This window comes from Aliiroseovarius sp. PTFE2010, assembly GCF_049943335.1.
Lineage (GTDB): Bacteria > Pseudomonadota > Alphaproteobacteria > Rhodobacterales > Rhodobacteraceae > JBNFVY01.
In genome coordinates, this window is the sequence record NZ_JBNFVY010000005.1 from 23,960 (window position 1) to 39,256 (window position 15,297).

The following is a 15,297-nucleotide window of genomic DNA, read 5'->3' on the forward strand; positions in this document are numbered from 1 at the left end:
TCGGTCATGATCTTTGGGACCATAGCCATTTTATTGAGTTTATTGCGCGCTTGCGCGTGTTGCAGTTGGGTATTCGGATGCCCCGAGATTACTATCCTTGCACGTGTTGTCTGCGCAACCTGCAGAAGATCAGGTGTTTTTTATAGGCCAAACCGCCAACTGCTACAATTCTCGGTGGGTCAACCACCGCCTCAAGTAAGTTCTGCTGCTGTGTTGAAGGTTTTTTCTTCATTCTACGTTAAAAAACCGAGAGTATTCGTTGCGCGAACAGTCGGCTCTGTGCTGCCTGACAGGTGCAATTATTTCAACTTGCAAGAGTAGGTTACCACAATGGGTTCATTCAGGCAGGTGATCGCCGGTTGTCGCGAGAGGCGATTGGACCCGGTGCAACTATTGCGCTAGTAGTGCGGTTGCGAGGGTGAGTTGGCAGAAGGTCGCTCGTATCGAAAGTCGAAGCGTGATGAATAATAGTCCGAATTGGGCAATGAACCCGATTGTCGACGAGCAAGTAAGCGCGCGCTCGGAAATACCGCAGGTGGGCCCTTCCGGCCTTCACCGGCCGTTGAACGTCCTCTTGCTTCAGGGCCCCGTAGGGGGGTTTTTCTCTCAGTTGCGAAAAACCCTGGGGGCGCGTGGCCACAACGTCACACGGTTCGCGTTCAATGCGCCCGACCGGATGTTTGACCGCCATGCGGGGCGCAGGGACTTTGCTGGTACTTTGGATGACTGGCGCGAAGAGCTTGAACGCACGTTCGCTGAACTCGACACCGACTTGGTCCTTCTTTTTGGGGCCTGTCGCCCGATACATACGGTTGCGCGAGCGGTCGCACTGGCGCATGGCATTCCGGTCTTGTGCCTCGAAGAGGGGTACATTCGCCCCGGATATGTGACGGCCGAATGGGGCGGGAACAATGCTGGTTCGCCTGTTGCAGGCAAGGTCCCTGATGAGTTTCCCTCATCTTGCCACCCGCCTGAACAAACAGACTTTCAGGGATTCCATGATCTTCTGTTCAAGTCGTTTTGCTACTACGGATTGTTGAGTGCCTTCGGTAGCAACCAGGAACGTTCCATTTCGCATCGTCAGATCCGCCCGTTCCGAGAGGTTCGTCTTTGGCTATTGAACCTTGCGCGCAAGCTGGCGTTCGAGAGAGCGGATCAACGATTCATCGACCATCTGGAAACGGCGCGTGTGAAATACATGGTTGTAGCGCTTCAGGTTCCCAACGACTTGAGCCTTGGCGAGGCAGCCTTTGGCTGGACTGCCGAGCGGCTTGTACGCAACACGATCGCGTCGTTGGCATCCACCGGCCCAGAGGATTTACACTTGGTGTTCAAGGCACATCCGTTAGCACGCGGACATGATCGCAGTCTTACCATGATCCCCGAAATCTCTGCGCAAATGGGTGTCGCGGATCGTGTGCACCTGGTGCATGTGGGGTCGCTGGGACAGTTGGTCCGAAACTCAGCCGGATTGATCACCATCAACAGCACGTCAGGCCTGTCGGCAATTGCGCATGGCAAACCACTGATGGCTGTGGGGCGGGCAGTCTATGCGAATCCGCGCATTGCGACATGCGCCAATGGGAAACCGGATTTTGACGCATTCTGGCGTTCGAATTTTGTTGCCGAAAAGACTCTGCGAAACGCCTATTTGAATTGGCTCGTTGCGACGTGCCTGCTTCCCGGCGATTACTATGCAAAGTCGGGTGTTGAGGTCGCGGCCAACGCGATCGCCGATAAGATTGAGGCGGAATGCAAGTAGAATCCTTTTTTTCGTGGGCGCCGCGCACGTTTTTGGTGACTGCTGTGATCGCGCTTGGCGGGTGCGCGTCATTGCCAGCGCATGGGCCGTCCACTCAGGCGATCGTCGGGGATCAAAAGCCCTCGGAAACCATCGATGTCGCAATGGAATACGAGTTGGTAACGCTCACTGCGGAAAGCGCAAAAAGGCATGGCGCCCGGACGCCTGAGCGCTTTTCCGCCACGACGCGGTCACGGACCATCCGGACCAATCGCGATGTCATTGCCGAGGGCGATGGACTTTCAATCAGGATTTGGGAAGCAGGCGAAGAAGGCCTGTTTTCGACAGCCGAACAACGTGACACGGAAATCCTGGTGACAGTTGCCAGTGACGGCACGGTACGGGTGCCCTATGCCGGGCAAGTCACTGCGCGCGGCAAATCCTTGGAAGATCTGCGTGCAGATCTGTTAGAGGCCGTTAGCGGAAAAGCACTTGAGCCGGAAATACAAGTGTCGCGCCTGCAAAGTGATGCGCTGAGCGTTTCGGTGTTGGGGGACGTGAATCGACCGGGTCGGATCGAACTGCCCACCCAAAGCGCGTCACTGCTTGATGTGATCGCTTTGGCGGGGGGGCAATCTCAACCCGCGTGGGAGACCCGTGTTACCTTGGTGCGCGGATCGCGCCGTGAGACCATTCGTTTGGATAGCGCGTTCGACGTCGCCGCAAATAATGTCGCAATTTTGCCAGGCGATACCGTCCATCTTGAATTCGCCCCCCGATATTTTTCGGCTTTTGGTGCCGTGACCAAAAGCGGAGAGCAGCGGCTCGCCAAACCTCGTGTAACCCTTGCCGGGGCGATCGCAAATGCCGGCGGCTTGCGCGATTCTCAGGCTGACCCGGCATCGATCTTCTTGTTCCGGTTTGAGGACAAGGCGCAGTTTGGCGCTTTGACCCCAGAGCAGCGCGCCAAGCTGGTCGGCGACAAGCTGCCCGTCATTTACAGACTGGATATGAGCCGGGCAGACGCATTTTTTCTGGCTAAGATTTTTGAAATCGATGATGGCGATATTCTGTACGTCGCCAATGCCCAAGCCAGTGAACTACGGAAATTCGTCATCACATTGCTGTCGCCGGTTCTTGCGAGTTCGAACGCAGCAAACAACCTGAGAGACTGAACCATGCCCCGTCCAATCATACAGTCGCCACACGACACCGTTGACGCCGCCGATCCGGAAAGCCTCGAAGAGGTTGCATTCGGCGTTGTCCAAAACGAAGCGGACGCCATGCTGAGATTCGCGGCCAACCGCGACCCCGCTTTGATCAGTGCGATCCGACTGATTCACGCCTCGACCGGCCCGTTGATTGTGGCCGGCATCGGGAAAAGTGGCCACATCGCGCATAAAATCGCCTCAACCTTTCGCTCGCTTGGGAAGCGTGCTGCGTTTTTGCATGCCGCAGAAGCCAGCCATGGTGACTTGGGCATCATTCACGATGACAGCGTGATTCTCTGCCTTTCGAATTCAGGCGAAACCAGCGAGCTTTCGGATTTGCTTCATTATTGCCGGGCGCACGGGAACCCGGTGATCGCAATGACCTCAAGTGCTGACAGCACGCTGGGACAGTTCGCGGACATCCCCATTGCTTATGGCAAGTTTCGCGAAGCGTGTCGCAACGGCCTGGCGCCGACGACAACTTCGACGCTGAGCCTGGCAATTGGCGATGCCCTTGCTGTGGGCGTGAGCCATCTGATGAACGTCATGCCAGAAGATTTTCGGCGCTATCATCCCGGCGGCAAGCTGGGCACCCGTCTGTTGCGGGTGGAAGATGTGATGCGTAAAGGCGACGATCTACCTATCGTCGCGCCCGATACACCCATGTCTGAAGTCGTTATCACGATCACCCAAAAGGCGCTTGGCGCGGCTATGGTGATGGATGGCGACGAATTGATCGGGATCATCACCGACGGAGACATGCGGCGGAACCTTCCAAATCTGATACATGCCTCGGCCGCGGATGTCGCGACGGCTGACCCTGTGTCCATCGACAAGTCGATGCTGGTGTCTGATGCGCTGGACGTGATGGGGCGCCTTGAAATTTCGGTCATGGTCGTCCGCGATGACGCCGAAGGCGGCTACGGTCTTGTCCACATCCACCACTGTACGTCAGGCTTGGCCAAATGAGCAAAACGGTCATTATTATCCCGGCGCGCTACGCCTCGACCCGGTATCCGGGCAAACCCCTTGCTGAACTGCGCGACAAGTCGGGTGAAGCGCGCTCACTGGTTCGGCGTAGTTGGGACGCCGCCATGGACGTGCAGGGCATCGAAGACGTCTTTGTCGCAACCGATGACAAGCGGATCGCCGATCATGTCGAAGCATTTGGTGGCAAGGTTATAATGACCTCGCCGGGGTGCGAAAACGGAACCGAGCGCTGCGCCGAAGCCCTGCGCGCGCTTGACCAAGAGCCGGACCTTGTCGTGAACCTGCAAGGCGACGCCCCGTTGACGCCGGCATGGTTTGTCGAAGATCTGGTTGCGGGTATGCAGGCCCGCCCCGACATGGATCTGGCTACGCCCGTGCTGCGGTGCGACCGTGAAACGTTGCAGAACTTCATGGAAGACCGAAAGGCAGGACGTGTTGGCGGAACGACGTCAGTGTTCCGCCCTGACATGCAAGCATTGTATTTTTCGAAAGAAGTGCTGCCGTATGTTGATCCGGACAAGATGGAAACATGGTCCCAGATGCCGGTTTTCCATCATGTCGGTGTGTATGCCTATCGCCCTTCGGTGCTCAAGGCTTATTCGGGCTGGCAGAAAGGTCCGCTCGAGGATCTTGAAGGTCTTGAACAGCTGCGATTTCTTGAAAATGGACGCAAGGTTCTGTGCGTTGAAGTCGATGGCAAGGGACGCGTCTTTTGGGAGCTGAACAATCCTGAGGATGTCGCGCGCATTGAGCGTGTGCTGACTTGATCTACGGACCGTTCAGGCCGGTTTTGTCGTTTCAGCAAGGTTGAGACGCATCTGTTGCGTTATCCGCAGAGCCTCCCAGACATCGATCGGGTCGCTGGTCAGTGGATGATAATAGCGGGGGTATAGAACGTAGGCTCCGGCGATGACCTCGCGCAGGGTAAGAGAGCGGCGGCGCTTGTCAGGAATGTCGGAAATACCGTGGTCGATTGTAAATCCCCAGCCTGAATAAAATGGCATCCCGTACACATGGACATCCAACCCGGCGACCTTTGCTTCCAGCCCCGCAAGCGAGGTGATCACATGCGCCTCGTGCGCGGCGTCGAAGCAGTCCTTGAGAGCCCACTCGGATCCAAGAACATGGCAGATATCATTCACATCGACCGGGTCGGAATAATGCGGTTTGCTAACGGCGATTGATTCCGGGTGCGGGCGATAGAGTATCGTTGCTTCGGGGTTTTCGGCGGCCACCTTCCGCACAAGATCGTTTCCCGACATGAACCCGTCGATCCCGTATTTGATCGACAGATCGTCTTCGACCTGCCCCAGCACAAGGATCCGCCGCCTGTCCGGATCAAGCCCCAAGGTATCCACGACCGAACGCGAATTGTGATCAAGTATGTATTTCGTCAGCCCGGACTGAAGCGCGCTCATGACCGCATCCGCCGCAGCCATGACGTCTGCATCTGCTGCGAAATCATAGGTATTCAACAGGTCGTCCAGGTCAGAAACCTTCCCCCTGTCAAAATGCATCGCGCGGGTATCAAAGACCAGGGACATTGGGCGCGATTTTTGGGTGCCCAGCCCAACCGAGCGTACAAAGCCATCTTCGATCAGCGTCAGTGGAATACCAGCGTCGGTACACACATCGCGTGCGCGCTGAGGGAACTTGTAGCTCCAACCAAAAACATGCGGGCGTGGAAAATTGGGAATCTTGTCGATCAGTCGGGGGTCGATGACCGGACTGTGCCCTATGAACACCACATGATAGTCGGGCAGAACGTCATTCATCCACATCTTCCAATCGGAAAACCCCAAAAGAATGGCCGTGGGTTTGCCCGACTTGCGCGCTGCGCGGATACGGGGGCGCAGGCGCAATGCCGGAAAACGCTTGATCAACGCATCGCGAAAAAACGCTTTGGGTTCTCGGGCGAGTTTTCGAAGTTTAGCGTTCATGCAAATTCCGATTTCCTGCGCGTTTCCTGCGCGGCCGCTTGGGTTGACAGGTGATGCCCCGACTTTCGGTCGAAGGTCAACTCGCGTTGTCGAATTGCCAATGGCCGCGCCGCGCGCCACATTGGGGTGCCTTGTCCAGATCGGAGACACGCCATGTTCACGACCCGCCCGGAACTTTCAGGCACCTTCGGCATGGTCGCATCGACCCATTGGCTGGCATCGGCCGCGGGGATGAAAGCACTCGAGGCGGGGGGAACAGCCGCCGATGCAGCCGTGACGGCCGGGCTTGTTCTGTGCGTGGTTGAGCCGCACTTGAATGGTCTGCTGGGCGATATGCCCCTGCTGGTCTGGCCCTGTGGGGATGACGCGCCTGTTGTCCTTTGCGGTCAGGGCCCCGCGCCCCGGCGTGCCACCGTCGAACACTACCGCTCTGAGGGGCTTGAGATGATCCCCGGCGCGGGGTTGCTGTCTACGGTGATCCCGGGTGCCTTCGGTGCCTGGATGACCCTTTTGCGCGATCATGGGCGGCTGGAACTTGCCGAGGTCATGGCCCCCGCGATTTTCTATGCGGCCAAGGGGCATCCATTGCTTGCAAACGTGTGCAATTCCATCTCAGCAAATGCGGCAATGTTCAAAAGCGAATGGCCCAGTTCTGCCGACGTGTGGTTGCCAAACGGCGAAGCCCCGTCGCCGGGCGGCCTGTTTTGCAACCCGCAATTGGCAGATACGCTGCAACGCATCGTCAACGAAGCGGCGGGCGCCCCGGACCGCGGCGCCCGGATAGAAGCCGCGCGTCGCGCCGTATATTCCGGCTTTGTTGCAGAAAAGATCGACACCTACCTGTCAAAGTCCTGCGTGATGGATGGTACCGGGGTGCGGCGCAAAGGTGTTCTGGATGGTCAGGACATGGCCCATTGGCAAGCCAGCTATGAAGTGCCCGTTTCGGTCGAAGTCTCGGGATGGAAAATATGGAAGCCGGGGCCCTGGTCGCAGGGGCCCAGCCTGCTTCAGGCGTTGCGCGTGCTCGACAGCGCCGGAATTGAAAACTGCCCGCAAGGCAGTCCCGATTTTGTTCATCTTGTGGTTGAGGCTTTGAAACTGGCTTTCGCCGACCGTGAAGCCTATTACGGCGACCCCGATCATAGCGACATACCGCTGGCGCAATTGTTGTCGCACCCCTACGCATCCAGGCGCGCGGGTCTGATCACGCGCGGCGCTTCGCATGATCTGCGTTCTGGCGGGGTGCCAGGCTTTGAAATGCAGATCCAAGCATTCGAAAAACGTGCCAACGCCCAGCTCCCCAAGCACACAGGATATGGTGGCGGCGAGCCGACAATGGCGCATCTGTCCAATGCCGAAGGTGACACCGTGCATCTGGATGTCGTCGACCAGTGGGGCAATATGGTTTGCGCAACCCCATCGGGCGGCTGGCTGCAATCAAATCCCGTCATTCCCGGGCTTGGCGCACCGTTGAATACAAGGGCCCAGATGTTCTGGCTTGATCCGACGATCCCAAGTGGGCTGGCCCCAGGGCGCAGACCGCGCACCACTTTGTCCCCGTCCATGGCCCGCGCACCCGACGGGCGGAAGATCGCATTTGGTACACCTGGGGGCGATCAACAGGACCAATGGCAATTGATCTTTCTGCTTCGGCTCATGCATGGTGATCGCAACATGCAAGAAGCAATTGATCTGCCGTTGTTCCATACCGGCCATCTGCAAGCCAGTTTTTACCCGCACGGGGTGCGCTTGGGACATTTGATGATCGAACCGGGTTTTTCTGAAAGTACCATTCAAGATTTGCGCGAAAGGGGCCATAGCGTTGAAGTCAGTCAACCTTGGTCTGTGGGTCGGCTGACGGCCGTTGCGCAAGGTCTGGACGGAATATTGAAAGCCGCGGCAACACCAAGGCTCATGCAGGCATATGCAGTCGGCAGATAACCCGCCCCAATCGTCTCCAGGTTGTGTTCCGTGGGGGGCAATGTAATAATTTCCCGAACCGAATTCGGCGGTTTGCTTGCCGATTTATGAACGCAGGACGAACGGCGTTGTTCTCGGCAGGGAATAGGCATTAAGTCGTCCACAACAGTAGGCTAATCGAAAGTACCACACGCTACATGTATTCACGTTTGTACGACTTCGGCGAAGGCCGTTTGCCCTCAAGCCATCTGGAAACCGAAAAATGCCATCTGACCCTTCTCGTGGATGTCGATGGTGCGTCTGACACGATCGCCATGGTGGAACGTCTGCGCCAGGTGCGGGACGGTCGCATCATGGTTCTGTCCCATGCGGACCATTGCGCCGACGCGCAGGAACTTCCACCCGAGACGATCATATCCAATGACTACGCAGTGAATGCCTATCTGTGGAGCGAGAATATCGACACCCGGCCACTGCCGCAGCAATTGGTTCGGTACCTGTTCAACACAAACCTGCGAGCGACAATGGCAGTGGATGGCGACGGATGTGTCAAACACTATCAACGTCCCGAATGCGGTGATCGGAACGTGTTGTTCGTCTCGCCGGGCTCAATTTACCCGCTGTCAATGGGATCACACCAGCGGATGTTTGATTCGCTTATGGGTTTGGCCGAGGCGGGATACGATATTGATGTGGTATTTCCGCGCCGGCCCATGCAGCTTCAAGCAAGCGCCGAGGCGGCGTTGCGGCTGATTGCGCGGGATGTGGAAGGTTACAAACCGCAGAAAGGCAAGCTCAAGGGCGACGTCAAGCGGCGCCGAGATTTGCTGGACCGCGCGGCAAAGCTTTTGAAGCAAAAGACGTCCCAAAAACCGACGCTTGCCGAAACCACCCAGACTCGTTCGTCTTTCTGGCTTCGCCAGTCCATCGACACCAAGGTCGAAAACCGCAATTATGATCTGCTCTGGGTCAATTACGCCTGGATGATGGGCCAGGTGTCTAAAGAGATTTCCAGCAAGTTCGGATCGATTGTCTGCGACACGCACGACGTGCAGTTCTATCGAGATGCCGCCAAGAAACATTGGCTCGACGAGCGTTTCTTTTCGAAAAAGTACCTCAGGGCATACGAACTTGAACTCTTGCAGAGGGCGGACCACGTTCTGGCGATTTCCGACCGTGACTATGGTATCTTGAAAGACGCGGTACGCGGCGCGCAAGTCCATCTGGCGCGGCCGTCTTTTGTCACGTTCGAAAGGCCAGTTCATCCACTGGACATGAAGTCGCCCATCACCTTCGGGTTCATAGGGACGGGCATGGACGCGAATGTGCAGGCGCTGGAATTTGTGTTGACCGAGTGGTGGCCGCGAATTCACGCCTACAGCCCTAAAAGCACTTTTCGCATTGCCGGAAGTGTTTGTTCGCAAAAACAGGTGATGACGCTTGCGCTTATGGAAGAACAGGTCGAACTTTTGGGTTTCGTCGATAACCTGTCAGACTTTTATGAGGGGGTGGATGCCCTGTTGTCTCCGGTTTTGGTCAAGGGGGGGCTCAATTTCAAGAACATTGAAGCGATCGTGGCGGGCAAGCAGGTCTTCACGAATGCGGCCGGCGCCGAACCTCTGAGCGACCTTGACCTGCCTACCGTAGAAAACAGTGACCATTTGATCGACCTGTTACGGGCCATTGAAGCCGACCCGTCTGCAGACGCGGATGTGCGCCGCGCACGCCAGGCAAAGGCCCTGAACATGTTCCGGCGTATTGATCTTGGGTGCATTCTCGAAAAAGAGGCCAGCGCAGAGCAATGAAGTATCGAACCGGGGACCGTGTCCTGATCCAATGCGGCGATGTGATGGAAAACATGTACCGGATCCTTCCGCTGGCCGAGACGCTTCGGGCGCGGGGCATGGTTCCCGTCATCATGCCCTACACGCCTGGTGCCGGGTCGTTCTTTCTTGCGCGAGGTTTCGAATGTGTGGGGCTGGGTCCTTACCAGCAGAGCGTAACATCGTCTGACATCAATCGCACAACACTGCCCGACGAATTTTTCGATGACGCGTTCACGCCAATCTATCCTTTCGCCTTCTCGTCGTCTGGCGGCGCGAATAGCGAATTGAACAAGCAACGCTACATGCTTCGCAGGGCCGGGGTCGCGGTTAGTCGCCTTGTGCGCGATCATTCAATTGACTGGATCATCACCTGGAACGGCGTGACGGGGGCCGTGGCCAATGCATTGCGGCTCTTTGCAATGGCGCGCAGTATGAACGCAGGGTTCCTCGAACGGGGGTATCTGTCCGGTTCGCTGTTTTTTGATCAGGTTGGCACGAATGGCGCGTCGTCGATCGCCGACGGTTTGACCCGCAAACATGACGCGCAAGCGATCGCCCGCGCCGTGTCGCGTCGCAAGGCAGAGGTCGACCAGGCGCTACAGAACTTTCAGCCCGACCCGGCGCAACGGGAAAAGGTGATTTTTGTCCCTCTGCAAGTGCAGGGCGACAGTAATATCTTGCTCTATTCGCCGGTGGTCAAGACGATGCGCCAGCTTGTTCTTGACGCGCTGGAAATGCGAAACGCGCTTGGCGAAGGTTGGCGTGTCGTCGTTCGTGATCACCCTGAAGAAATCGAACCAACCCTGAACATCCCGTATGATCCTAATCTGACACGCGATGTCGTCACCCCGCTTGAAGACATGCTGGATCGTGCCCGCATCGTGATGACAGTGAACAGCACGGTCGGTCTGAGTGCGGCGTGCCGAGGTGCGGTTGTGATTTGCCGCGGGAATGGGATTTATTGCGATGAACCCTTCGTGATCAAGGATGTCGATGGGGCCTTGCTCGATCCGGCCAGTCCGGTTGCCAAGCGAATTGCCTGGGGCCCAAATGAACAGGACGTGCGCGATTATCTGTCACTTCTGTTTGACTATCACACGGTGGCATACGCCGACGATTTTGGGGATCGGAACGGCGTTGCGCTGTCTGCCTTTGGACAGGCCGGCGCGCAAGCCAAACAGGATACCCCCCTGGATTTGATGACCAGGAAATTACAGTCATTCCAATCCCAAGAGCGCACGCCCCTGCACGTGGAATCACGTCTGAGCTACGACGAAACCCTGCTGCGAACGTATCGCGTTCACGAAAAGGCGACGCCGAAAACAATCAAGGAAGACCTTGCCAGGATTTATCCTGGACTTGATGTCAGTATTTCGCACGACCGGTCCGATCGGCCCAAGTCCGAGACGATCTTGGTTGTTGCGTCGAACGAAAGTGTTTCAGAGGCGGATAGGGACTATCTCGCCGTGCTTGATGAATACGGGTATCCCCATCAAGAGACGCTCCGCTAAAGCTGTCGGAACCGCGCGAAGGCACGCGCCGGGCCCGCGACATACATTTTCAGCTCAGTGTCATTTGGCAGATCGGGCTTGATAAGGCCGATCGCGTCGCTGACGACAATTCCCCTTGCCGCGCATGTCCACCGGCTTGCGCTTTCGGTGATCTGCTGATCGAAACGGCAACGAATTGCACCGGCGACGCGACGGCGCATGTCAATTCACGGCGCGCGGTGGTACTGCGCGTTTGGCCACACCCGCAGAGCCAATCGACGGGTTTACAAAATCCCGAGCGGGTTTTTAAATGAGTTCAGCTACCTACGACGAATTCGCAACGTCCGACCCTAACAGCAATCGAGCACAATGTGACGAACACCAGATCCCTGACCTTAGCGATAGTATTGGTGGCGGCCGCCGTTATCGGTTTCTTTTTCTGGCAGAGCAACGGCAATGACACGATCCCAGAGGGGTTCGCGCATGGGAATGGCCGGGTTGAAGCTGTCGAGATTGACGTCGCGGCCAAGCTTCCCGGGCGGATCGAAAAGGTTCTAGTCAAGGAAGGTGAGCTCGTCGAAGCCGGCCAGGCGCTGGTTGAATTCGATACACGTCAGCTCAAGGCCAGCCGCCACCAAGCCGAGGCTGAGCTGCGCCGTGCAGAAATCGCGGTCGAGAATGCGCGCCTTTTGGTCGAACAGCGACAGGCCGAATTGCGCGCCGCCGACGCTGTTCTATCCCAACGTAAGTCGGCCGAAGAGGTCGCCAAGAGCCAGCTTGCACGCTCCGAGACGCTGGCGCAGAGCAGTGTCGCGTCTCAGCGGCAGCTCGAAATCGACCGCTCGAACGCGTTTGGTGCCACGGCGGCGGTCGCCTCGGCCGAGGCGGCAATCGCCGCGTCGGCGGCGGGGGTTGCTTCGGCGAAAGCCTCGGTCGTTGGGGCCGAAGCTGCTGTGGCCGCGGCGACTGCGGCGATCGAGGCGATCGACGTGCAGATCGAGGACAGCACGTTGAAAGCCCCCCGCGAGGGACGGGTTCAATACATCGTCGCGCAGGCAGGCGAAGTCGTGGGCGCCGGAGGTCGGGTCATCAACATGGTCGACCTCAACGATGTTTACATGACGTTCTTTCTTCAGACCGCCGCAGCGGGGCGCACAGGAATTGGGACAGAGGTGCGCCTGATCATGGACGCAGCACCTGATATCGTGATCCCCGCCACGGTTTCGTTCGTATCGAGCGTGGCGCAGTTCACTCCAAAGACAGTCGAAACCGAAGTCGAGCGCGAAAAGCTGATGTTCAGGGTCCGCGCCAAGATATCGCCTGATCTTCTGGCCAAGTATCTCAACTACATCAAGACCGGCCTGCCGGGCGTCGCATGGGTTCGGCTGGATGCCAACGCGCCATGGCCCGATGCCGCCGAGGGCAGGGTGCTGGAATGACGGCCTCCGGGCTTGTGGTGCGGGCAGAGGGGCTGTCCCTGCAATACGGAAAAGTCCGGGCGCTGGATAACGTTTCGATTGATCTGCCGGCGGGGTGTATTGTCGGTCTGATCGGACCCGATGGTGTGGGAAAGTCCAGCCTTTTGGGGCTCATCGCCGGGGCGCGGCGGCTGCAAGCGGGACAGCTCGAAGTGTTGGGGCGCGACATGGCCCGTGCACGCCATCGTGCCAAGGTCGCTCCGCGCATCGCGTTCATGCCTCAGGGGCTTGGGCGCAACCTCTATCCGACGCTGTCGGTGCGCGAGAACCTGGATTTTTTCGGAAGCCTCTTCGGAGAAAGCCGGGACGAGCGCGATCGACGCATCGCCGAATTGTTGGAAGCCACCGATCTTGCCCCATTTGCGGACCGTGCGGCGGCAAAACTGTCCGGCGGCATGAAACAAAAACTGGGCCTTTGCTGTGCACTGATCCACGATCCTGACCTCTTGATCCTCGACGAGCCGACCACAGGTGTCGATCCGCTTTCGCGGCGGGAATTCTGGACCCTGATCGATCGCATTCGTTCTGCGCGCCCGGGGATGAGCCTGCTTGTATCGAGTGCCTACATGGAAGAAGCCGCGCGTTTCGACCACTTGGTAGCAATGGATGCAGGCAAGGTTCTGGCGACCGGCAGCCCCACAGAAATCCTGCAGCGCACGGGCGCCGCCGACCTAGACGAAGCTTTCATCGCGCTGCTTCCCAAGAAAAAGCGCGCGGGGCACCGCGATCTGGTCGTCCCGCCGCGCGACACTGACAACACCGACGGCTACCAGATTGAGGCCGATAACCTCACCGTTCGGTTCGGCGACTTCGCGGCGGTCAAGAATGTGAGTTTTCGCATCAGAAAAGGCGAAATTTTCGGTTTTTTGGGCTCAAACGGATGCGGCAAAACCACGACCATGAAGGCACTGACTGGGCTGTTGGAGCCGAGTGAAGGCACCACCAGCATTTCCGGGCGCAAGGTCGAGGCCCACGATATGGCCACACGCAAGCGCATCGGGTACATGACGCAGTCGTTCTCACTTTATTCCGAGCTGACTGTGCGGCAAAACCTTGATCTGCACGCGCGGCTGTTCGACATGACGCCGTCCGAAATCCCGCACAGGATTGCAGAGCTTGCACAACGGTTCGATCTCGAAGATGTGCTCGACAAATTGCCGTTGCGCCTGCCGCTGGGTATTCGCCAGAGGCTATCGCTGGCCGTGGCGCTGATCCATCGCCCGGAAATCCTGATCCTTGATGAGCCGACCTCGGGCGTTGACCCCGTGGCGCGCGACATATTCTGGCAGGCTCTTGTCGACTTGTCGCGAAAAGATGGCGTGACGATCTTTATTTCAACTCACTACATGTCCGAAGCCACGCGCTGTGATCGGATATCGCTGATGCACGAAGGCCGTGTGCTTGTCAGCGACAGCCCCCAGGCGATCCAGGAAAACGCCGGCGCCGAGACGCTCGACGACGCCTTTGTCCAACATCTGGAACGCGCGGCGCGCGAAAGCGGCAGGCCAGCGCAGCGCCCGCACGGACGCCTTGGCGCGGATGTGAAGACCACGAAAAAACGGCGGTCCGGGCGTTTCAGCCTTGCTCGGCTGCTGAGCTTTTCCTGGCGCGAGGCGCTGGAACTGCGCCGCGATCCAATCCGCCTGACGTTGGCTAGTATCGGTAGTGTCATTCTGATGATCGTGCTGGGCTACGGCATTTCGATGGATGTCAACAATCTCAAATTCGCGGTGCTGGACCTGGATCAGACCGTTGCCAGCCAATCCTACGTCAACGATCTGTCCGGATCGCTCTATTTTGAAGAACAACCCCCGCTCGTCAGCCAGGCCGATCTTGATCGGCGGATGCGCGCGGGTGAGATCAGTTTGGCTTTGGAAATTCCGCCGCGTTTTGCCGCCAGTCTGGAACGCGGTCGCCCCGTCACTATTGGTGCATGGTTCGACGGCGCCATGCCGATGCGGGCAAATACGGTGTCCGGATATATTCAGGGGATGCACGTGCACTGGCTGACCGAACAAATGCGCCAAGCCTTTGGCGACGACGCGGTGGCGGGTAATTTCTCGCTTGAGGTCCGCTATCGCTACAACCCTGATGTCGAAAGCCTGGCCGCCATCGTGCCGGCGGTCATCCCGCTGTTGCTGATGCTGATCCCGGCCATGCTGGCGGTGCTTTCCGTGTCGAAGGAAAAGGAAACCGGTTCGATCATCAATCTTTACGTCACTCCGGCGCGAAGGTTAGAGTTTTTGCTGGGCAAGCAACTGCCTTACATCGTGTTGGGGGTTATCAACTTTTTCCTGCTGCTGGCACTGGCTCTGTTCGTTTTCAGGGTTCAGATGACAGGTAGCCTTCTTGCGCTCACCTCTGGTGCGGTGATCTACGTCACGCTTGCCACGGGACTTGGCCTTTTGATCTCGGCCTTTACGCGCAGCCAAGTGACAGCGCTGTTTTTTACCGCGCTCGCCACCCTGATCCCGGCTGTGCAGTACGGCGGGATCATTGATCCCGTTTCTGCGCTTGAGGGCACGGGCCGGGTCATCGGCGAGGTTTTCCCCACCAGCCATTTCGTGACCATTTCCCGCGGGGCTTTTAGCAAAGCGTTGAGTTTCGATGATTTGATCGGATCGTTTCTGCCGATGTTGGCGCTTGTGCCCGTGCTTGTGTTGCTGGGCGCAGCTTTCGTGCGCAAGCAGGAAAGGTAACA

General features: G+C 57.8%; 10 protein-coding genes. 9 read left to right on the plus strand and 1 reads right to left on the minus strand.

Annotation, left to right across the window (positions count from 1 at the left end; genetic code table 11):
- Positions 1 to 610: 610 nt before the first annotated feature.
- From ACP2AV_RS09745 to ACP2AV_RS09760, 4 genes are read left to right on the plus strand one after another with little or no spacing between them, the layout of a single operon-like run.
- Complete coding sequence (locus ACP2AV_RS09745) at positions 611 to 1,762, plus strand: hypothetical protein (RefSeq protein ID WP_426372508.1); 1,152 nt, start codon at positions 611 to 613, stop codon at positions 1,760 to 1,762.
- A 35-nt stretch (positions 1,763 to 1,797) separates the two neighbouring features.
- Complete coding sequence (locus ACP2AV_RS09750; protein ID WP_426372509.1) at positions 1,798 to 2,916, plus strand: polysaccharide biosynthesis/export family protein; 1,119 nt, start codon at positions 1,798 to 1,800, stop codon at positions 2,914 to 2,916.
- Between the two features lie 3 nt (positions 2,917 to 2,919).
- The gene (locus ACP2AV_RS09755; protein WP_426372510.1) at positions 2,920 to 3,921 is read left to right on the plus strand and encodes a KpsF/GutQ family sugar-phosphate isomerase; all 1,002 of its coding nucleotides are present in this window, start codon (positions 2,920 to 2,922) and stop codon (positions 3,919 to 3,921) included.
- The gene (locus tag ACP2AV_RS09760) at positions 3,918 to 4,709 is read left to right on the plus strand and encodes a 3-deoxy-manno-octulosonate cytidylyltransferase (protein WP_426372511.1); all 792 of its coding nucleotides are present in this window, start codon (positions 3,918 to 3,920) and stop codon (positions 4,707 to 4,709) included. The genes ACP2AV_RS09755 and ACP2AV_RS09760 overlap by 4 nt, the downstream gene beginning before the upstream one ends.
- Before the next feature lie 12 nt (positions 4,710 to 4,721).
- Here the strand turns inward: ACP2AV_RS09760 and ACP2AV_RS09765 are convergent, their stop codons facing one another.
- Positions 4,722 to 5,882, minus strand: a complete 1,161-nt coding sequence (locus tag ACP2AV_RS09765) for a hypothetical protein (RefSeq protein ID WP_426372512.1) — start codon at positions 5,880 to 5,882, stop codon at positions 4,722 to 4,724.
- Between the two features lie 153 nt (positions 5,883 to 6,035).
- Here ACP2AV_RS09765 and ACP2AV_RS09770 point away from each other — a divergent pair, with 153 nt between their 5' ends.
- From ACP2AV_RS09770 to rbbA, 5 genes are all read left to right on the plus strand, one after another.
- The gene (locus tag ACP2AV_RS09770) at positions 6,036 to 7,823 is read left to right on the plus strand and encodes a gamma-glutamyltransferase family protein (RefSeq protein WP_426372513.1); all 1,788 of its coding nucleotides are present in this window, start codon (positions 6,036 to 6,038) and stop codon (positions 7,821 to 7,823) included.
- Positions 7,824 to 7,999: 176 nt separating this feature from the next.
- Positions 8,000 to 9,607, plus strand: a complete 1,608-nt coding sequence (locus ACP2AV_RS09775; RefSeq protein WP_426372514.1) for a glycosyltransferase — start codon at positions 8,000 to 8,002, stop codon at positions 9,605 to 9,607.
- The gene (locus tag ACP2AV_RS09780; protein WP_426372515.1) at positions 9,604 to 11,139 is read left to right on the plus strand and encodes a hypothetical protein; all 1,536 of its coding nucleotides are present in this window, start codon (positions 9,604 to 9,606) and stop codon (positions 11,137 to 11,139) included. Before ACP2AV_RS09775 ends, ACP2AV_RS09780 begins: the two co-directional genes overlap by 4 nt.
- A 389-nt stretch (positions 11,140 to 11,528) precedes the next feature.
- Positions 11,529 to 12,557, plus strand: coding sequence for an HlyD family secretion protein (locus ACP2AV_RS09785; RefSeq protein ID WP_426372516.1), 1,029 nt, complete (start codon positions 11,529 to 11,531; stop codon positions 12,555 to 12,557).
- Positions 12,554 to 15,295: a ribosome-associated ATPase/putative transporter RbbA gene (rbbA, locus tag ACP2AV_RS09790; protein WP_426372517.1), complete on the plus strand. Its 2,742-nt coding sequence runs from the start codon at positions 12,554 to 12,556 to the stop codon at positions 15,293 to 15,295. Before ACP2AV_RS09785 ends, rbbA begins: the two co-directional genes overlap by 4 nt.
- Positions 15,296 to 15,297 lie beyond the last annotated feature (2 nt).

Excerpts from the sequence above, each read along its gene's own strand:
- ACP2AV_RS09755 (WP_426372510.1), top strand. The coding sequence starts at position 2,920 with ATGCCCCGTCCAATCATACAGTCGCCACACGACACCGTTGACGCCGCC.
- ACP2AV_RS09760 (WP_426372511.1), top strand. The coding sequence starts at position 3,918 with ATGAGCAAAACGGTCATTATTATCCCGGCGCGCTACGCCTCGACCCGG.
- ACP2AV_RS09765 (WP_426372512.1), bottom strand. The coding sequence starts at position 5,882 with ATGAACGCTAAACTTCGAAAACTCGCCCGAGAACCCAAAGCGTTTTTT.
- ACP2AV_RS09770 (WP_426372513.1), top strand. The coding sequence starts at position 6,036 with ATGTTCACGACCCGCCCGGAACTTTCAGGCACCTTCGGCATGGTCGCA.
- ACP2AV_RS09775 (WP_426372514.1), top strand. The coding sequence starts at position 8,000 with ATGTATTCACGTTTGTACGACTTCGGCGAAGGCCGTTTGCCCTCAAGC.
- ACP2AV_RS09780 (WP_426372515.1), top strand. The coding sequence starts at position 9,604 with ATGAAGTATCGAACCGGGGACCGTGTCCTGATCCAATGCGGCGATGTG.
- rbbA (WP_426372517.1), top strand. The coding sequence starts at position 12,554 with ATGACGGCCTCCGGGCTTGTGGTGCGGGCAGAGGGGCTGTCCCTGCAA.